At 62.6% G+C, this 19364-nt stretch carries 17 protein-coding genes; 5 read left to right on the top strand and 12 right to left on the bottom strand.

The window, feature by feature from the left end; genetic code table 11:
* Positions 1–411: 411 nt before the first annotated feature.
* Complete coding sequence (locus AERO9A_RS07485) at positions 412–1536, top strand: branched-chain amino acid ABC transporter substrate-binding protein (RefSeq protein ID WP_159971274.1); 1125 nt, start codon at positions 412–414, stop codon at positions 1534–1536.
* Here the strand turns inward: AERO9A_RS07485 and AERO9A_RS22445 are convergent.
* Positions 1521–1643, bottom strand: coding sequence for a hypothetical protein (locus AERO9A_RS22445; RefSeq protein ID WP_256665876.1), 123 nt, complete (start codon positions 1641–1643; stop codon positions 1521–1523). The genes AERO9A_RS07485 and AERO9A_RS22445 overlap by 16 nt on opposite strands.
* Between AERO9A_RS22445 and AERO9A_RS07480 the strand changes: the two genes are divergently transcribed.
* From AERO9A_RS07480 to AERO9A_RS07465, 4 genes are read left to right on the top strand one after another with little or no spacing between them, the layout of a single operon-like run.
* Entirely contained in the window at positions 1642–2556 is a 915-nt protein-coding gene (locus AERO9A_RS07480) for a branched-chain amino acid ABC transporter permease LivH (RefSeq protein ID WP_159971273.1), read from the top strand. The genes AERO9A_RS22445 and AERO9A_RS07480 overlap by 2 nt on opposite strands.
* Before the next feature lie 4 nt (positions 2557–2560).
* Positions 2561–3832 carry a high-affinity branched-chain amino acid ABC transporter permease LivM gene (livM, locus tag AERO9A_RS07475; RefSeq protein WP_159971272.1) on the top strand — a complete coding sequence of 424 codons (1272 nt, stop codon included), beginning with the start codon at positions 2561–2563 and terminating at the stop codon, positions 3830–3832.
* Positions 3829–4707 carry an ABC transporter ATP-binding protein gene (locus AERO9A_RS07470; protein WP_159971271.1) on the top strand — a complete coding sequence of 293 codons (879 nt, stop codon included), beginning with the start codon at positions 3829–3831 and terminating at the stop codon, positions 4705–4707. The genes livM and AERO9A_RS07470 overlap by 4 nt, the downstream gene beginning before the upstream one ends.
* The gene (locus AERO9A_RS07465) at positions 4704–5420 is read left to right on the top strand and encodes an ABC transporter ATP-binding protein (RefSeq protein WP_159971270.1); all 717 of its coding nucleotides are present in this window, start codon (positions 4704–4706) and stop codon (positions 5418–5420) included. The genes AERO9A_RS07470 and AERO9A_RS07465 overlap by 4 nt, the downstream gene beginning before the upstream one ends.
* Before the next feature lie 180 nt (positions 5421–5600).
* Here AERO9A_RS07465 and nuoN read toward each other — a convergent pair whose 3' ends face one another.
* The 11 genes from nuoN to nuoC all read right to left on the bottom strand — a co-directional run bounded on the left by nuoN (position 5601) and on the right by nuoC (position 19316).
* Entirely contained in the window at positions 5601–7085 is a 1485-nt protein-coding gene (gene nuoN, locus AERO9A_RS07460; RefSeq protein ID WP_159971269.1) for an NADH-quinone oxidoreductase subunit NuoN, read from the bottom strand.
* A gap of 19 nt (positions 7086–7104) precedes the next feature.
* Complete coding sequence (gene nuoM / locus AERO9A_RS07455; RefSeq protein WP_159971268.1) at positions 7105–8634, bottom strand: NADH-quinone oxidoreductase subunit M; 1530 nt, start codon at positions 8632–8634, stop codon at positions 7105–7107.
* A 13-nt stretch (positions 8635–8647) separates the two neighbouring features.
* The gene (gene nuoL, locus AERO9A_RS07450) at positions 8648–10498 is read right to left on the bottom strand and encodes an NADH-quinone oxidoreductase subunit L (RefSeq protein WP_159971267.1); all 1851 of its coding nucleotides are present in this window, start codon (positions 10496–10498) and stop codon (positions 8648–8650) included.
* Positions 10495–10803 carry an NADH-quinone oxidoreductase subunit NuoK gene (nuoK, locus tag AERO9A_RS07445; RefSeq protein ID WP_003460477.1) on the bottom strand — a complete coding sequence of 103 codons (309 nt, stop codon included), beginning with the start codon at positions 10801–10803 and terminating at the stop codon, positions 10495–10497. The genes nuoL and nuoK overlap by 4 nt, the downstream gene beginning before the upstream one ends.
* Positions 10800–11309, bottom strand: a complete 510-nt coding sequence (nuoJ, locus tag AERO9A_RS07440; protein ID WP_159971266.1) for an NADH-quinone oxidoreductase subunit J — start codon at positions 11307–11309, stop codon at positions 10800–10802. The genes nuoK and nuoJ overlap by 4 nt, the downstream gene beginning before the upstream one ends.
* A gap of 67 nt (positions 11310–11376) precedes the next feature.
* The gene (gene nuoI, locus AERO9A_RS07435; protein WP_159971265.1) at positions 11377–11925 is read right to left on the bottom strand and encodes an NADH-quinone oxidoreductase subunit NuoI; all 549 of its coding nucleotides are present in this window, start codon (positions 11923–11925) and stop codon (positions 11377–11379) included.
* A gap of 13 nt (positions 11926–11938) precedes the next feature.
* The gene (nuoH, locus tag AERO9A_RS07430; RefSeq protein WP_159971264.1) at positions 11939–12931 is read right to left on the bottom strand and encodes an NADH-quinone oxidoreductase subunit NuoH; all 993 of its coding nucleotides are present in this window, start codon (positions 12929–12931) and stop codon (positions 11939–11941) included.
* A complete protein-coding gene (gene nuoG / locus AERO9A_RS07425; RefSeq protein ID WP_159971263.1) occupies positions 12928–15636 on the bottom strand; it encodes an NADH-quinone oxidoreductase subunit NuoG in 2709 nt (902 codons plus the stop codon). The genes nuoH and nuoG overlap by 4 nt, the downstream gene beginning before the upstream one ends.
* 58 nt (positions 15637–15694) lie before the next feature.
* A complete protein-coding gene (gene nuoF / locus AERO9A_RS07420) occupies positions 15695–17041 on the bottom strand; it encodes an NADH-quinone oxidoreductase subunit NuoF (RefSeq protein WP_159971262.1) in 1347 nt (448 codons plus the stop codon).
* Entirely contained in the window at positions 17038–17538 is a 501-nt protein-coding gene (gene nuoE / locus AERO9A_RS07415; RefSeq protein ID WP_159971653.1) for an NADH-quinone oxidoreductase subunit NuoE, read from the bottom strand. Before nuoE ends, nuoF begins: the two co-directional genes overlap by 4 nt.
* The gene (gene nuoC, locus AERO9A_RS07410; RefSeq protein ID WP_159971261.1) at positions 17535–19316 is read right to left on the bottom strand and encodes an NADH-quinone oxidoreductase subunit C/D; all 1782 of its coding nucleotides are present in this window, start codon (positions 19314–19316) and stop codon (positions 17535–17537) included. Before nuoC ends, nuoE begins: the two co-directional genes overlap by 4 nt.
* Positions 19317–19364 lie beyond the last annotated feature (48 nt).

Genomic DNA, 19364 nt, shown 5'->3' with positions numbered 1-19364 from the left:
GCCGCTTACGCTTGATGATGCGCCTGCGCTGGGAATTTTTTACTCAAAACTGCGCATGCCAGATCTCTTTTGGGCGTAATCGACCACTGCTATATCTGCCCTTGGCAGGTCTTCATCGCTCGGTTTCGCAGCGGTGCGGGTTGGTGGTGCGAAGGCATGGGGCATTTGCACTAAGCTGGGGCGCTTCTGGCTGATTACTCAGGTGTTTAACGGAAACTAAGCTCAGAGCCAGATAAATCGAGGGTTCGGCGGCTTTTCGCGTTTTCGTTTTAGCTGCAGCGGGAAAGTCTTTCAAAAAAATACGCTCTTTTATCGTCATGCTCCTGACTTTTTCGTTCTGCCTTTGCGTTTTTTGACTGGCATAAGCCTTGCTGTCTCAGGTGGCCAACCTAAAACCATCAGGAGCACTCCATGTCGCAGAAGATTTACAGAAAAGGTTTTCTGGCCTTAGCGGTTAGTGCCGCAATGGGCTCATCTTCCCTGGCTCTGGCCGATGTCGTGATCGGTGTCGCCGGCCCGCATACTGGCGCCAATGCCTCGTATGGCGAGCAATACTGGCGCGGTGCGACCCAGGCCGCCGAGGACATCAACGCCGCTGGTGGCATCAACGGCGAGAAGATCACCCTGGTCAAGGCCGATGACGCCTGTGAACCGAAGCAGGCTGTAGCTGTGGCCAACCGCCTGGTGGATTCGGACAAGGCGGTGGGTGTGGTCGGCCACTTCTGCTCGTCCTCGACCATGCCGGCGTCGGAGGTGTACGACGAAGCAGGCATCATCGCCATCACCCCCGGCTCGACCAACCCGCAGATTACCGAGCGCGGCCTGACCGGCATGTTCCGCATGTGCGGGCGTGACGATCAGCAGGGCATCGTTGCGGGTGATTACCTGGTCGACAAGCTCAAGGCGAAGAAGGTCGCGGTGATCCACGACAAGGACACCTACGGCCAGGGGCTGGCCGATGCGACCAAGGCGCAACTGGCCAAGCGTGGCATCGAGCCGGTGCTGTACGAAGGCCTGACCCGTGGCGAGAAGGACTTCAACGCGCTGGTGACCAAGATTCGCGCGGCTGGTGCCGACGTCGTCTACTTCGGCGGCTGCCACCCGGAAGCCGGCCCACTGGTACGGCAGATGCGTGAGCAGGGCGTCAACGCTACCTTCGTTTCCGGCGACTGCGTGGTGACCGATGAGCTGGTGACCACCGCTGGTGGCCCGCAATACACCAAGGGTGTGCTGATGACCTTCGGCGCCGATCCGCGGCAGATCCCGGAAGGCAAGGCGGTGATCGAGAAGTTCCGCGCCAACGGCTTCGAGCCGGAAGGCTACACCCTGTATTCCTACGCGTCGGTACAGACCCTGGCGGCGGCCTTCAATGCGGTGGGCAGCACCGATGGTGCCAAGGCCAGCGAATGGCTGAAGGGCCACAGCGTGGACACCGTGATGGGCAAGAAAGCCTTTACCGAGAAGGGCGACCTGCAAGTCTCCGACTACGTGATGTACGAGTGGGACGACAAGGGCAAGTATCACCAACTGCCCTGATCCAGCCTGCGCACACCGGCCATGTCGGCCAGTGTGCGCCTCTCTCCGGCATCCCCGGCTGTGCCGGGTCGATGCTCGTATTCCCATGCCTGTGAGAGTTTCTTCATGGACGGCATCTTTCTGCAGCAATTGATCAATGGCGTGACGCTGGGTTCGGTCTATGGCTTGATCGCCATTGGCTACACCATGGTTTACGGCATCATCGGCATGATCAACTTCGCCCATGGCGACGTGTACATGATCAGCGCCTACCTGGCCGCCATCGGCCTGGCCGTGCTGGCCTTCTTTGGTGTCGACTCATTCCCCTTTCTGATTCTCGGCACGCTGGTGTTCAGCATCGTCATTACCGGCGTTTATGGCTGGACCATCGAGCGCATCGCCTACAAGCCGCTGCGCAATTCGACGCGCCTCGCGCCGCTGATCAGCGCCATCGGCATGTCGTTGATCCTGCAGAACTTCGTCCAGCTCAGCCAGGGCGCGCGGCAGCAGGGCGTGCCGACCTTGCTCGATGGGGTAATCAAGTTCCACATCGGCGAAGGCTATGTGCAACTGACCTACACCAAGCTGTTCATCATCGTCGCCTCGCTGATCGGCATGGCGATCCTGCATTACGTGATCCAGCACACCAAGCTTGGCCGCATGTGCCGCGCGACTCAGCAGGATCGCAAGATGGCCTCGATCCTCGGCATCAACACCGACCGGGTGATTTCCTACGTGTTCGTCATCGGCGCGTCGATGGCGGCGTTGGCCGGAGTGCTGATCACCATGAATTACGGCACCTTCGATTTCTATGCCGGCTTCATCATCGGCATCAAGGCCTTCACCGCGGCCGTGCTCGGCGGTATCGGCTCGCTGCCTGGGGCGATGCTCGGCGGGCTGATTCTCGGGGTGTCCGAGGCGCAGTTCGCGGGCATGGTCAACTCCGACTACAAGGACGTGTTCAGCTTCTCGCTGCTGGTTCTGGTGCTGATCTTTCGCCCGCAGGGGCTGCTCGGCAAACCGCAAGTGACCAAGGTGTAACGGCATGACAGAGACATTCGACTTCAAGGCGGTGCTGCGTGACACCGCGCTGGCCGGTCTGCTCGCGCTGCTGGTGTTCGGCCCCATCGTCGGCATCGTGCTCGACGGCTATGACTTCAATCTGCAGCCGCAGCGTGTGGCGCTGCTGGTGGCCATCGTCATGGCCGGGCGTTTTTTGCTCAGCGCCTTCGGCCAGACGGCCAGGGGGCGCAAGTGGTTCGCCGTGTTTCGCCGCAACGACGGCGGCGTGCATGTCTTGCCGGCCGATCACAAATCCAGCCTGCGCTTCATCCTGCCGCTGATCATCGTGCTGGCGATCGCCTTCCCGTTCCTGGCCAGCAAGTACTGGCTGACGGTGGTGATCCTCTGCCTGATCTATGTACTGTTGGGTCTGGGCCTGAATATCGTGGTCGGCCTGGCCGGGCTGCTCGATCTGGGTTATGTCGGTTTCTACGCCATCGGTGCCTATGGCTTGGCGCTGGGATATCAGTACCTGGATCTGGGCTTCTGGAGCATGTTGCCGATTGCGGCGGTGATGGCGGCGCTGGCCGGGGCGATTCTGGGCTTTCCAGTGTTGCGTATGCACGGCGACTATCTGGCCATCGTCACCCTCGGGTTTGGCGAGATCATCCGTCTGGTGCTGAATAACTGGATGGAGTTCACCAACGGCCCCAACGGTGTTTCCGCACCGGGGATCACCTTCTTCGGCATCGAGTTTGGCCGTCGCGCCAAGGACGGTGGCACGCCTCTGCACGAGTTGCTGGGCATCAGTTACAACCCCAGCATGTCGATGATCGTGGTCTACAGCGTACTGTTTCTGGTAGTGCTGGCCGTGCTCTATATCAAGCACCGGCTGACGCGCATGCCGATTGGCCGGGCCTGGGAGGCGCTGCGCGAAGATGAAATCGCCTGCCGTGCGATGGGCCTGAACCATGTGATGGTAAAACTCTCGGCGTTCATGATTGGCGCCTCCACTGCCGGCATTGCCGGGGTGTTCTTCGCCACTTACCAGGGCTTCATCAACCCGGCGTCGTTCAACTTTCTTGAGTCGATTCTGGTGCTGGCCATCGTCGTGCTCGGCGGGCTTGGGTCTACCCTCGGCGTGGTCATTTCGGCCTTCACCATGACGTTATTGTTCGAGTTGCTGCGCGAGTTCGGTGACGTTCGCATGCTGGTGTTCGGTGTGCTGATGGTGCTGATGATGATTTGGCGCCCACGGGGCCTCGTGCGCGTTAGCCGAACCGGCTACGCGATTCGCAAGGGAGTGGCGCCATGAAGCAGAGCGAACTGATCCTCGCGGTCGACAGCCTGATGATGCATTTCGGTGGCATCAAGGCGCTCAACGATGTGAATTTCAGCATCAAGCGCCACTCAATTTCGGCGCTGATCGGCCCCAACGGTGCGGGAAAGACCACGGTATTCAACTGCCTGACCGGCTTCTACTCGGCCAGTGGTGGCAGCATCAAGCTCAACGCGCAAAACACCACGACCAATGTGATTCAGGTACTGGGCGAGCCGTTTGCTCCCGAAGACTTCGTGCAGCCACGCTCGTTGGCCAGGCGCCTGTGGTACAAGCTGTTCGGCGGCACCCACCTGGTCAACCGCGCCGGGCTGGCGCGCACCTTCCAGAACATTCGTTTGTTCAAGGAAATGTCGGTGGTGGAGAACCTGCTGGTGGCCCAGCACATGTCCTCCAACCGCAACATGCTGGCGGGGATTCTCAACACCCCCGGCTTTCGTCGCCGCGAATCGAAGCTGCTCGATCATGCCTTCTATTGGTTGGAGGTGGTCGATCTGGTCGATTGCGCCAATCGCCTGGCCGGTGAATTGTCCTATGGCCAGCAGCGCCGTTTGGAAATCGCCCGCGCGATGTGCACGCAGCCCGAACTGATCTGCCTGGATGAACCTGCCGCCGGCCTCAACCCGGCCGAGACTCAGGCGCTGAGCCGAATCATTCGTCGCCTGCGTGATGAGCACCAGATTACCGTGCTGCTGATCGAGCATGACATGGGCATGGTGATGGACATTTCCGACCATATCGTCGTGCTCGAATACGGCAACGTGATCGCTCAGGGCACGCCAGAGCAGATCAAGAACGACCCCAAAGTGATCGCCGCCTACCTCGGCGCGGATGAAGAGGATGTGGCATGAGTTCGCCGTTACTGGAGTTCAAGAATGTCGACGTGCACTACGGGCCGATTCAGGCACTGAAGTCGGTAAGCCTGCACATCGATCAAGGCGAGACGGTGAGCCTGATTGGCGCCAACGGTGCCGGTAAATCCACGCTGCTGATGTCGATTTTCGGTCAGCCGCGCGCCAGCGGCGGGCAGATTCTCTATCAGGGCACCGATATCACCGGTAAGTCGGCGCATTATGTCGCCTCCAATGGCATCGCCCAGTCACCAGAAGGGCGGCGGGTATTCCCGGACATGAGCGTGGAGGAGAACCTGCTGATGGGTACCATTCCTATTGGCATGGGCCATGCTGACGAGGATATCCAGCGCATGTTCGAGCTGTTTCCGCGTCTGAAGGAGCGGCGCAACCAGCGTGCCATGACCATGTCGGGCGGTGAGCAACAGATGCTCGCCATCGCCCGCGCACTGATGAGTCGGCCCAAGCTGCTGTTGCTCGACGAGCCCTCGCTGGGGCTGGCACCCATCGTGGTCAAGCAGATCTTCGCAACCCTGCGCGAACTGGCGCAGACCGGCATGACCATCTTTCTGGTGGAGCAGAACGCCAACCATGCGCTGAAACTGTCGGATCGCGCCTATGTGATGGTTACCGGAGAAATCCGTCTGACCGGCACCGGTGCTGAGCTGCTGGGCAACGAAGAGGTGCGCAACGCCTATCTCGGCGGGCATTGATCAAACCGCAGCCGGTAGCCTGGGTAGAGCGCAGCGAAACCCGGGATTGGCTGACACATATAGCTGTCGCGGCTAAAGCCCCTCCCACACGTCACCATGAATCTGTGTGTGGGGCTTTAGCCGCGCCCCTTAAAAGAAAGCCCCCGCATCTGCGGGGGCTCTTCATTTGCGGGGCTTCGTTTACTGCGCCAGAGCGACCAGCCCGGCCTGCTGTACCAGTTCCAGCAGCGGTTGCGGGTATACGCCAAGGATGAAGGCGAGCAGGGCGACCAGTAGCAGCATGATGCCGCCGGCGCGCTGGCCCCAGTCGAAGGGCGCGTCGTGGCGATGCAGACTCTGCTCACGCATGAACAGGGTCACCATCACCCGCAAGTAATAGAACACGCCGATGGCGCTGCCCAACACCATGGCGCCGAGCAGCCACCACAGTTGCGCCTCGACACCGGCAGCAATCACGTAGAACTTGCCGATAAAGCCAGCAGTCAGCGGAATGCCGGCCAGCGACAGCATCATCACCGTGAGCACGGCGGTCAGGTACGGGCGGCGCCAGAACAGGCCACGGTATTCGTACAGTGCATCGGCGTCGCGACCGCTGTAGGGCGTGGACATCAGGGTAATCACGCCGAAGGCGCCGAGGCTGGTTAGCACGTAGGTAGCCAAGTACACGCCGACGGCTTCCACGGCCAGGCCCTTGCTGGCGATCAGTGCCACCAGTAGGTAGCCGAAGTGGGCGATGGAGGAATAACCCAGCAGGCGTTTGAGGTTGTTCTGCAGCAGGGCCAGCAGGTTGCCGAAGAGGATCGAGGCAATGGCGATCAGGGTCAGCAGCTCGTTCAACCAGCCACCGCTCATGGCCGGCGACACCTGATACAGGCGCAGCAGCACGGCGAACACCGCGACCTTGCTAGCGGTGGCGAGGAAGGCAGCCACTGGCGCCGGGGCGCCTTCATAGACGTCCGGCGTCCATAGGTGGAAGGGCACCAGCGACAGCTTGAAGGCCAGGCCAATGAGCATCATGCCAGTGCCGATCTGTACCAGTTGGCTGCTTTCGCGCATCAGGCTGGCGCCGATGTCGGCGAAGGCCAGGTTGCCGGACTCGGCATACAGCAGCGCCATGCCGAACAACAGGAAGGCCGAACCGGCCGCCGACAACACCATGTACTTGATGCCGGCTTCCAGCGAGCGCTTGTTGAAGAAGGCGTAAGCGATCATGCCGTAGGTCGGCACCGACAGCAGTTCCAGGCCGATGAACAGGCTGGCCAGGTGCTGCGCGCTGACCAGCACCATACCGCCAGCGGCCGAGAGCAGCACCAGCAGGTAAAGCTCCTCGCGGTTGCCGGGGTAGCCCTTGCCCGAGTCGCCGCCGAGATAGGCGTGAATCAAGGTGATGCAGGCCAGACTGGCGACCAGTACCAGCGCCATGTAGTAGCAGGCGAAGGTGTCGATCAACAGCAGCGGGGTGACCTGTTGCGGAGCTACCTCCAGTGCTGGAATCAGCGACAGCAGCGCCAGGTTCAGGCCCACCACCGAGAGAATGAAGGTCACCGTGTGATTGCGCTTGGCAGCGATGGCCAGCATCACCACGACAGCGGTGAGGCTGGTCACCAGCAGCGGCAGCAGGGCGATCAGGTGTTGCAGGGTGAAGTCGACAGCGTGATGTTCCATGAGTCTCTAATCCTTACCCTTACCGGCCCGAGGCGAGTTGATCGAGGGCGCCAGCCATCCACTGTTGCACGCCATGCATGCTGGCAGCGGAGGTATCGAGCACCGGTTGCGGGTAAACGCCAAGCAGAATCAGCAGTGCGCCGAGGCCGAGCACCATGCTCAGTTCGCGGGCTTTCAGGCCGGGTAGCGGCGCTTCTTGCTGTACCGGGCCGAAGTAGGCGCGATGGATCATCGCCAGGGCGTATACCGAGCCGAGCACCAGGCCACAGGCGGCCAGCACCACGACCCAGGGCGCGCCAGCGAAGCTGCCGATCAGGATGAGAAATTCACCGACGAAGTTACCGGTGCCCGGCAACCCCAGCGCGGCGGCGGCGAAGAACAGACTGATGGCTGGCAGCCACGGCATGCGTGCCCAAATTCCGCCCATTTGGCGCAGATCACGGGTGTGCACGCGCTCGTAGAGCTGGCCGCAGAGGATGAACAGCGCGGCGGCGGACAAACCATGCGCGACCATCTGCACCACCGCGCCTTGCAGGGCGATCTGGCTGCCGGAGTAAATGGCGATCAGCACGAAGCCCATGTGCGAGACGCTGGAGTAGGCCACCAGGCGCTTGATGTCGGTCTGCGCGAACGACAGCAGGGCGCCGTAGACGATGGCGAACACGCCGAGCCACTGAGCGATGGGCGCGAACTCCGCCGAAGCGTTGGGGAACAGCGGCAGGGCGAAGCGCAACAGGCCGTAGGCAGCGGTCTTCAGCAGGATGCCAGCCAGGTCTACCGAGCCCGCAGTCGGCGCCTGGGCGTGGGCATCAGGCAGCCAGGAATGTACCGGCACCACCGGGAACTTCACCGCGAAGGCGACGAAGAAACCGAGCATCAGCAGGTATTCGGTGCCCGGTGCCAGCTCGGTCTTCAAAAGGTCGGCGTAGTTGAAGCTGAGCACGCCGGTCTGGTTGAAGTGCACGAACACCAGGGCCAGGATCGACACCAGCATGACTAGGCCGCTGGCCTGGGTGAAGATGAAGAACTTGGTGGCGGCGGTGATGCGAGTGCGACCGTCGCTGCCGCTATGCCCCCAGAGCGCGATGAGAAAATACATCGGCACCAGCATCATTTCCCAGAAGAAGAAGAACAGAAACAGGTCGACAGCGAGGAATACGCCGACCACACCGCCGAGAATCCACATCAGGTTGAGGTGGAAGAAGCCGACGCGGTTCTGGATCTCGTTCCAAGAGCACAGCACCGAGAGCACACCGAGCAGGCCGGTGAGCGTCACCATCAGCACTGACAGACCGTCCATCGCCAGGTGAATAGTGATACCCAGACGCGGGATCCAGTCGATGACGAACTCGTGGGCCCAGCGCAGGCCGCCGTCCGGGGCCGGTGCCAGGGTGAAGTCACCGCTGAGCCACAACCACAGGCTCAGGCCGAACAGCAGGCTCATTGTAATCAGGGCGATCCAGCGCGGCAGGACGTGGCCGAAGCGCTCACCCTGCCAGCACAGCAGGCCGCCGATGAAGGGGATCAGGATTAGCCAGGGCAGAATCATCAGGCTGTTTTCCTTAACTCAAAAAGAGAATGACGGCGAGCACCAGCACGGCACCACCCACGATGGAGGTGGCGTACCAACGCACCTGGCCGGTTTCGCTGCGCACCAGCGCGGCGTTGCCGCCACGGGCGAGCAGCGGAATCAGGCCGATACTGCGGTCGATGGGGTCGTGGCGTAGCAGATGGCAGAGCAGCAGATAAGGGCGCACGAACAGCTTGTCGTACAGCCAGTCGAAGCCCCAGGCGGCAAGCCACCAGGCGCTCAGCAGGCGACCCAGCACGCTCTGCGCTACGGCGCTGGCAACGCGGCGCTTACCGAGGAAGAGCAGGGCGGCGACCACGATGCCGCTGACCGCGATCAAACCCGATAGCAGCTCCAGGCTGTGCTGGGCCTGACCACCGGCATGGCCGACACTTTCCGGCAGCACACCGGCCAGCGGCGGAGTAATCCAGGCGCCGATGAAGGTGGACAGCACGATCAGCACCATCAGCGGCAGGTTGTGGGCAATGCCATGACCGGCGTGCGCCTCGGTCTTCTGCTCGCCGTGGAAGGCAATGAAGATCAGGCGGAAGGTGTAGATCGAGGTCATGAAGGCGCCGACCAGGCCGGCGTAGAGCAAGCCGCTATGACCGCTGGCGAAGGCTTCCCAGAGAATTTCGTCCTTGGAATAGAAACCCACGGTGACCAGCGGCAGCGCAGCCAGAGCGGAACCGCCGACCACGAAGCTGGCATAGGCCAGCGGCAGCTTCTTCCACAGACCACCCATCTTGAAGATGTTCTGCTCGTGGTGGCAGGCGTGAATCACCGCACCAGAGGCGAGGAACAACAGGGCCTTGAAGAAGGCGTGGGTCATCAGGTGGAAGATCGCCGCGTCCCAGGCCTGCACGCCCAAGGCGAGGAACATGTAGCCGATCTGGCTCATGGTCGAGTAGGCGAGGATGCGTTTGATGTCGGTCTGCACCAGCGCGGCGAAACCCGCCAGCACCAGTGTCACGCCGCCAACGATCCCGACCAGTTCGAGAATCTCCGGGGTCAGCAGGAACAGACCGTGGGTGCGGGCGATCAGGTACACGCCAGCAGTCACCATGGTCGCTGCGTGGATCAGCGCCGACACCGGAGTCGGGCCCGCCATGGCGTCGGCCAGCCAGGTTTGCAGCGGCAACTGGGCGGATTTACCCACGGCGCCACCGAGCAGCATCAGCGTGGCCAGCCACAGCCAGGTATCACCCGCCACATATTTCTGCGGTGCCAGTACCATCAGCTCCTGAATGTTCAGGGTGCCGAGGTTGAGGAACAGCAGGAACAGGCCAATCATCAGGAACACGTCGCCGATACGGGTGACGATGAAGGCCTTGAGCGCCGCGTTACCGTTGGGCACGTGCTTGTAGTAGAAGCCGATCAGCAGGTACGAGCACAGACCCACACCTTCCCAGCCGAAGAACAGCACCAGCAGGTTGTCGCCGAGCACCAGCAGCAACATGCTGAAGATGAACAGGTTGGTGTAGGCGAAGAAGCGTGAGTAGCCTTCCTCGCCACGCATGTACCAACTGGCGAACAGGTGGATCAAAAAGCCCACGCCGGTGACCACACCGAGCATGGTGGCCGACAGTCCGTCCAGATGCAGGGTGAAGCTCGGCGCCAGGCCTTCGACGCTCATCCATTGCCACAGCGTCAGGCTGTAGGAGCCGCCAACCGGGACTTCGGTAATGAAACGGGCGATCACGCAAATCGCGCTGGCCGCCGCCAGGCCAATGGAGCCAACACCAATCACGGCGCTGGCGTTTTCCGAGAGACGCCCGCGCGAGAAGGCCAGTAGAAACCAGCCAAGCAGCGGGAAGAATAGAGTCAGGGCTAGAAGGTTCATCCGCGCATCTCGCTGGCAGCGTCGATATCCAGAGTGTTGAAGCGGCGATACAACTGCAGCAGGATCGCCAGGCCGATGCTGGCCTCGGCGGCTGCCAGGGTAATCACCAGAATGAACATCACCTGACCGTCAGCCGCGCCCCAGCGGGCACCGGCTACGACGAAGGCGAGCGCAGCGGCGTTCATCATCACTTCCAGGCTCATCAGGATGAACAGGATGTTGCGCCGCACCATCAGCCCGACCAGGCCGATGCAGAACAGCACGCCGGCCAGGGCCAGGCCGTGTTCGAGTGGGATGCCGGTCATACGGTTGGCTCCTTCGCGTCGTGGCGGCCCAGGTGGTAGGCGGCGACCAGTGCAGCGAGCAGCAGCATGGAGGCCAGTTCCACCGCCAGCAGGTAAGGGCCGAACAGGCTGATACCGACGGCCTTGGCCTCGACCGTGGTGTGGCCGATGTGGGCGTCGCTGGCGTGGTTGAGCAGCACATAGAGCAACTGGCTGAGCAGCAAGGTGCTGAGAATGGCTGGGCCGACCCAGATGCCGGGCGTCAGCCATCTTTGCTCCTGGTCGGCAGCCGCCGGACCGAGGTTGAGCATCATCACCACGAAGACGAACAGCACCATGATGGCGCCGGCGTAGACGATGATTTCCAGCGCGCCGGCAAAGGGCGCACCGAGGGCGAAGAACACCATCGACACCGCCAACAGCGAGACGATGAGGTAGAGCAGGGCATGCACCGGATTGGTGTTGGTGACCACCCCAAACGTCGATGCCACCGCCACACCGGCGGAGAAGTAGAACGCGAATTCCATCAGAAGCTCCTCATTGCACCCCGCTCCCGCTTGCGGGAGAGGGGCTGGGGGAGAGGGTAAGAACGAGTCATGGCAGCAGGCTCTTGACGTTGATCGGCTCGGCCTCGTTCTGCGCGGCGCCCTTGGGCTTGCCGGCGATGGCCATACCGGCAACGCGGTAGAAGTTGTAGTCCGGGTTCTTGCCGGGGCCGCTGATCAGCAGGTCTTCCTTCTCGTACACCAGATCCTGACGCTTGAACTCGCCCATCTCGAAGTCGGGAGTGAGCTGGATCGCGGTGGTCGGGCAGGCTTCCTCGCACAGGCCACAGAAGATGCAGCGCGAGAAGTTGATGCGAAAGAACTCCGGGTACCAGCGCCCGTCATCGGTCTCGGCCTTCTGCAGCGAGATGCAGCCCACCGGGCAGGCCACGGCGCACAGGTTGCAGGCCACGCAGCGTTCTTCGCCGTCGGGGTCGCGGGTCAGGACGATGCGGCCACGGTAGCGCGGCGGCAGGTAGACCGGCTCTTCCGGGTATTGCAGGGTGTCGCGCTTGCGAAAGCCATGGCTGAAGACCATGGCCAGGCTGCGCAATTGGGTGCCGGTACCAACCAGCACGCCCCATATGTATTTGAACATTCTGTGGTTCTCCTTACTGGGCCGTTGCCAGCACGAGGGCGCCGGTCACCAGCAGGTTGATCAAAGTCAGCGGCAAGCAGAACTTCCAACTGAAGGCCATGACCTGGTCATAGCGCGGGCGTGGGATGGACGCGCGCAGCAGAATGAAGATCATGATGAAGAAGGCCGTTTTCAGCGCGAACCAGAAGAACGGGATCTGCGGCAGGATGCCGAACGGGCCGTGCCAGCCACCGAAGAACAGGGTTACCAGCAGCGCCGATACGGTGACGATGGCCACGTATTCGCCAACGAAGAACATGCCCCATTTCATCCCGGCGTATTCGATGTGGTAACCATCGGCCAGCTCCTGCTCGGCTTCCGGCTGGTCGAACGGGTGACGGTGGGTCACGGCCACCGCTGCGATGAAGAAGGTACAGAAGCCGAAGAACTGCGGAATGATGAACCACAGGTTCTGCGCCTGGTAGTCGACGATATCGCGCATGTTGAACGAGCCAACCTGCGCCACCACGCCCATCAGCGCCAGGGCCAGGAACACCTCGTAGGAGATGGTCTGGGCCGAGGCACGCAGGCTGCCGAGCAGGGCGAACTTGTTGTTGCTCGACCAGCCGGCGAACAGCACGGCATAAACCGACAAACCCGCCATGGCGAAGAAGAACAGGATGCCGATGTTCAGATCCGCCACGCCCCAGTTCGGGGTGATGGGGATGATGGCGAAGGCCATCAGCATCGCGGCGAAGGCGATCATCGGCGCCAGGGTGAAGATGAACTTGTCGGCGAACGGCGGCGTCCAGTCCTCTTTGAAGAACATCTTGATCATGTCGGCGGCGATCTGGAACATGCCGAACGGCCCCACACGGTTGGGGCCGTAACGATCCTGCCACCAGCCGAGCAGACGGCGCTCGATGAAGCTCAGCAGCGCGCCGCAAACCACCACCACCAGCAGGATGACGATGGCCTTGAGTACCGCGAGGACAATCTCGATCAGTTCGGGCGTCAGCCAGCTCATTGCGCGGCCTCCTGCAGCAGGGTCACGCTGTCACCGGCGACTGCTGCCGGAATGCCCGGCAAGCCAACCGGCAGGCCGACCAGGCCGATGGCCAGATCATCACGTACTTGCAGCGGCAGGCGCAGTGCCTGACCGTTGACGCGCAGGGCCAGCAGCGCACCGTTGCTCACACCGAGGCGTGCCGCTTCCTCACGGGCCAGGGCCACGTAGGGCTCGGGCATGCGTTCCTGAATAGGCTTGGCGCGCGCGGAGTTTTCCTCGCTGCCGAACAGGTGGTGCAGCGGCGCCACCTGCCAGGTGCCGGCTGCCGGGCTGAACGCGGCGTTGACGGCGAACCAGGGCAGGGCGTTACCGGCGGCTTCGAGCAGGCGCACGCCGGGGTCGCCCGCACGCAGATGACCACCGACTTCGTCCTGAAACTTGTTCCAGGCCTGTGGCGAGTTCCAGCCCGGCGACCAGGCGAACGGGATCTGCTGCCGATCTTCCTTGCTGCCGGCGTAGCCTTCCATGGAGAAGGCAAAGGCGGAATCCTGATCCTGCGGCTGACGCGGCTCGTGCACGCTGATATTGGCGCGCATGGCGGTACGGCCGCTGTAGCGGTGCGGTTCGCGCGCGAGCTTGAGGCCCTTGATGCGGAACGAGGCGCTCGGCGCGGCGTCCTTGATCCCGGCCAGCAGCGGATTGCTGGCGGCGCAGGCTTCGGTGACCTGATCCAGTTGCGTCCAGTCCACGGCCTTGCCCAGCAAAGTGCTGTGCAGCGCATGCAGCCAGCGCCAGCCTTCACGGATTAGAATGCCCGCATCGTAGTAGCTCGGCTCATAGACCTGGAAGAAGCGCTGGGCGCGACCTTCCAGGCTGACCAGAGTGCCGTCGCCTTCGGCGAAGGAGGCGACCGGCAGCAGCAGATGAGCGCGTTCGCTGGTGGCGGTGCGCTGGTGATCGGCGACGATCACCGCTTGCGCGGCGCTAAGTGCAGCATCCACCTTGGCGGCATCGGCGCGGCGGTACAGGTCGTTTTCCAGCACGATTACGGCATCGGCCTGGCCAGCACTCAGGGCATCGAGTGCGGCATCGACGGACTCGCCGCCCAGCAGCGCCAGGCCCAGGCTGTTGGCCTCGGGCACCACCAGGCTCAGCGAGCCGTTCTTCTCGCGATTTTTCAGCGCACTGGCAATATTGGCGGCGGCTTCGATCAGGGCCTTGTCGCCCAGAGAGGCGCCAGACACGACCAGCGGGCGCTTGGCGTTGAGTAGCGCGTCGGCAATGCGCTGTACCAGCGCTTGCGCCTCGGCTTCCAGGCCGTCGACAGCCGGGGCGCTCGGGTCGATGGCGTGGGCCACGGCGAAGCCGATGCGAGCCAGATCCGCAGGTGCGGCGTGCACGCTTTCGGCAGCCACGTCGTCCAGGCGAGTTTCCGTGACGCTGGCGATAAACAGCGGGTGACGAGCGTGCTGGGCGACGTTCTGCACGGCCGCCATGTGCCAGTCCTGAATCCGTGCTCCGGCAGCGATTTCGGTGGCCTTGCCCTTGACCGCTTGACGCAGGGCCAGGGCCATGCGTGCGGCGGTCTGGGTCAGGTCTTCGCCGAGGACGAAGATGGCATCGTGCAGCTCGACGTCGCGCAGGGTCGGCGTTGGCAGCGGGCCGTTTTGCAGGATGTCGCGGATCAGGCGGATATTGGCCAATTCGCCAGCGGCGATACCGCTATAGAAATTGTCGGCACCCACCAGTTCGCGCAGGGTGAAATTGGCTTCCAGGCTGGCGCGCGGCGAGCCAATACCGATCACACGCTTGCCCTTGAGCTGCTCGGCGGCCTTGTCCAGCGCGGCGTCGATGCCGATGGCCTGGCCTGCCAGCAGCGGCTGACGCGGGCGATCTGCGTTGTTGACGTAGCCATAGCCGAAGCGGCCACGGTCACAGAGGAAGTACTGGTTCACCGAGCCGTTGAAACGGTTCTCGATGCGGCGCAGCTCGCCGTAGCGCTCGCCGGGGCTGATGTTGCAGCCGCTGGAGCAACCGTGACAGATGCTAGGGGCGAACTGCATGTCCCACTTGCGGTTGTAACGCTCGGAGTGGGTCTTGTCGGTGAATACGCCGGTCGGGCAGACCTCGACCAGATTGCCGGAGAACTCGCTTTGCAGCGTGCCGTCCTCGACGCGGCCGAAGTACACGTTGTCGTGCGCGCCATAGACGCCCAGGTCGCTGCCGCCCGCGTAGTCCTTGTAGTAGCGCACGCAGCGGTAGCAGGCAATGCAGCGGTTCATCTCGTGGGCGATGAACGGGCCGAGTTCCTGGTTTTGGTGGGTACGCTTGGTAAAGCGATAACGACGGGCGTTATGCCCGGTCATCACCGTCATGTCCTGCAGGTGGCAGTGACCGCCTTCCTCGCACACCGGGCAGTCGTGCGGGTGGTTGGTCATCAGCCATTCGACGACACTGGCGCGAAATGCCTTGGATTCCTCGTCGTCAATGCTGATCCAGGTGTTGTCGGTGGCGGGTGTCATGCAGGACATGACGATACGACCACGGGTGTCGTTCTCGTCGTTGTACTGCTTGACCGCGCACTGGCGGCACGCGCCGACGCTGCCAAGCGCCGGGTGCCAGCAGAAGTAGGGGATATCGAGTCCGAGGGACAGGCAGGCCTGCAGGAGGTTGTCTGCCCCATCGACTTCGAAATCTTTGCCGTCTACGTGGATAGTGGCCATTTCTTTAAGTCTTCGTTTACCCGCTTGCTAAGGCGGCTGGCTAAGGGAATTCGTCTGTTCAGTTCGCAGTCGTCGGTATGCGGGGCGTGGTCGCCGCCTGGGCCACACCGGCCTCGAACTCTTCACGGAAATACTTGATGGCACTGCCCAACGGCTCCACGGCACCTGGCGCATGCGCGCAGAAGGTCTTGCCGGGGCCGAGGAAGTTGACCAGGCCGAGCAGGGTCTGGATGTCTTCGGCGGTGCCTTGCTTGCGTTCCAGGGCGCGGAGAATCTTCACGCTCCACGGCAGGCCGTCGCGACACGGCGTACACCAGCCACAGGACTCGCGGGCGAAGAACTCTTCCATGTTGCGCAGCAGGGAAACCATGTTGATCGAGTCGTCGACCGCCAGCGCCAGGCCGGTGCCCATGCGCGTGCCGACTTTACCGATGCCGCCTGCGTACATCTGCGCCTCGAGATGCTCAGGCAACAGAAAGCCGGTACCGGCGCCGCCAGGCTGCCAGCACTTGAGCCTGTAGCCATCGCGCATGCCGCCGGCATAGTCCTCGAACAGTTCGCGGGCGCTGATGCCGAAAGGCAGCTCCCACAAGCCGGGGTTCTTCACCTTGCCGGAGAAGCCCATCAATTTGGTGCCGTGGTCTTCGCTGCCGGGGAGGGCGAGGCTTTTGTACCAGTCCACGCCCTGGCCAATGATGGCCGGCACGTTGCACAGGGTTTCGACGTTGTTGACGCAGGTGGGCTTGCCCCAGACGCCTACGGCCGCGGGGAAGGGCGGCTTGGCGCGCGGGTTGGCGCGGCGGCCTTCCAGCGAGTTGATCAGCGCGGTTTCTTCGCCGCAGATATAGCGACCGGCGCCGGTGTGCACGAACAGCTCGAAATCGAAGCCGCTGCCGAAGATGTTCTTGCCCAGCAGGCCGGCGGCCTTGGCTTCCTCGATGGCGCGGTTGAGGTTGGCGGCGGCGTCGACGTACTCGCCACGCAGGAAGATGTAGCCGCGATAGGCCTTGAGCGCGCGCGCGGAGATCAGCATGCCTTCCACCAGCAGGTGCGGCAGTTGCTCCATGAGCATGCGGTCTTTCCAGGTGTTGGGCTCCATTTCATCCGCGTTGCACAACAGGTAGCGGATGTTCATGGATTCGTCGGCTGGCATCAGGCCCCACTTCACGCCCGTGGGGAAGCCCGCACCGCCACGGCCCTTGAGGCCGGATTCCTTGACGGTCTGCACGATGTCGGCCTGGGCCATCTCGGTCAGCGCCTTGCGTGCGGCCGCGTAGCCGTTCTTCTGCTGGTATTCCTCCAGCCATACCGGCTGGGCGTCGTCACGCAGGCGCCAGGTCAGCGGATGAGTTTCTTCGCTGCGGGTAATGCGGTTGGCTGGGCCGATGGAGGTCAGGGTCTTCATTTGTAGTCCTCCAGCAGCTTGGCGACGCCGCCCGGTTGCACATCGCCGAAGGTGTCGTCGTCGATCATCAGCGCAGGGGCCTTGTCGCAGTTGCCCAGGCAGCACACCGGCAGCAGGGTGAAGCGCTCATCGCTGGTGGTCTGGCCGAGGCCGATGCCGAGCTGCTTCTGCATCTCACTGACCACCGACTCATGGCCGCCGATATAGCAGGTCATGCTGTCGCACACGCGAATCACGTGACGGCCGACTGGCTGACGGAAGATCTGGCTGTAGAAGGTGGCCACGCCTTCAACATCGCTGGCGGGAATGCCGAGGATCGCGCCAATGGCGTCAGCGGCACCATCCGGCACCCAGCCGCGCTGCTTCTGCACGATCTTCAGCGCCTCGATGCTGGCGGCGCGCGGGTCTTCGTAGTGGTGCATCTCGTGCTCGATGGCCGAGCGCTCGGTTTCGCTGAGGGTGAAACGGTCGGTCTGAATTAGCGTGCTCATGATCAGCGGTCCACGTCGGCCATGACGAAGTCGATACTGCCCAGGTAAGCAATCAGATCCGCCACCATGCTGCCGCGAATCACCGAGGGGATCTGCTGCAGGTGGGCGAAGCTGGGGGTGCGAATCCGGGTACGGTAGCTCATGGTGCTGCCGTCGCTCGTCAGGTAATAGCTGTTGATGCCCTTGGTCGCCTCGATCATCTGGAAGGCTTCGTTGGCCGGCATGACCGGCCCCCAGGAAACCTGCAGGAAGTGGGTGATCAGGGTTTCGATGTGCTGCAGCGTGCGTTCTTTCGGCGGCGGTGTGGTCAGCGGATGGTCCGCCTTATAGGGGCCTTCCGGCATGTTGCGCAGACACTGATCGATGATCTTGATGCTCTGGCGCATCTCCTCGACGCGCACCATGCAGCGGTCATAGGCATCGCCGTTGACGGCCAGCGGCACTTCGAACTCGAAGTGCTCGTAGCCGGAGTAGGGGCGCGCCTTGCGCAGGTCAAAGTCGCAACCAGTGGCGCGCAGACCGGCACCGGTGGTGCCCCATTCCAGCGCTTCCTTGGTGTTGTATTGCGCCACACCGATGGTACGGGCCTTGAGGATGCTGTTCTTCAGCGCGGCCTTCTCGTATTCGTCGAGGCGTTTGGGCAGCCAGTCGACGAATTCCTTGACCAGCTTGTCCCAGCCGCGCGGCAGGTCGTGGGCGACGCCGCCGATACGGTACCAGGCCGGGTGCAGGCGGAAGCCGGTGATGGCCTCGATCACCTTGTAGGCGCGCTGGCGGTCGGTGAAGGTGAAGAACACCGGCGTCATGGCGCCAACGTCCTGGATGTAGGTGCCGAGGAACAGCAGGTGGCTGGTGATGCGGAAGAACTCGGCCATCATCACGCGGATGAAGTCGACACGGGCCGGTACCTTGATGCCGGCCAGCTTCTCCACCGAGAGCACGTAGGGCAGGTTGTTCATCACCCCGCCTAGGTAGTCGATGCGGTCGGTGTAAGGGATGAAGCTGTGCCAGCTCTGCCGCTCGGCCATCTTCTCGGCGCCACGGTGGTGGTAGCCGATCTCCGGCACGCAATCGACGATTTCTTCGCCGTCGAGCTGCAGGATGATGCGGAAGGCGCCGTGGGCGGATGGGTGGTTGGGGCCGAGGTTGAGGAACATGTAGTCCTCGTGCTCGCCGCCGCGTTTCATGCCCCAATCTTCGGGGCGGAAGCGCGCAGCTTCTTCTTCTAGCTGCTGCTTGGCCAGGGTCAGGCTGAACGGATCGAATTCGGTGGCGCGCGCCGGGTAGTCCTTGCGCAGCGGGTGACCTTCCCAGGTCGGCGGCATCATGATGCGGCTCAGGTGTGGGTGGCCGGTGAAGGTGATGCCGTACAGGTCCCAGACTTCGCGCTCGTACCAATTGGCGTTGGGCCAGATGCCGGTGGCGGTGGGCAGGTTGAGGTCGCGCTCGGACAAGGCCACCTTGATCATTACGTCACTATTACGCTCCAGCGACATCAGGTGATAGAAAACCGTGAAGTCGGCATCTGGCAGGCCGCGGCGCTGGGTGCGCAGGCGCTCGTCGACGCCGTGCAGATCGTAAAGCATCACGTAGGGGCGCGGCAGGTTACGCAGGCAGGTGAGCACTTCAATAAGGCGCTCACGAGCGACCCAGAGTACCGGCATGCCGGTGCGGGTCGCTTGCAGGGTGAAACTGTCGTCGCCAAAGCGGGCGCGCAGTTCGGCGACGACGTCCTGGTCGTCAGCCTTATAAGGCGGTATGGACACAACGGTGTCTTGAGTCATGGTCTCGGTCGCTGTCGATCAACGTAGAAAGTGGGCGTGACGCTTGCT

The sequence above is a fragment of the Pseudomonas sp. 8Z genome (assembly GCF_902506535.1).
Lineage (GTDB): Bacteria > Pseudomonadota > Gammaproteobacteria > Pseudomonadales > Pseudomonadaceae > Aquipseudomonas.
The sequence above is the reverse complement of the archived record's forward strand: the minus strand, read 5'-3'. Positions and strand labels throughout refer to the sequence as shown.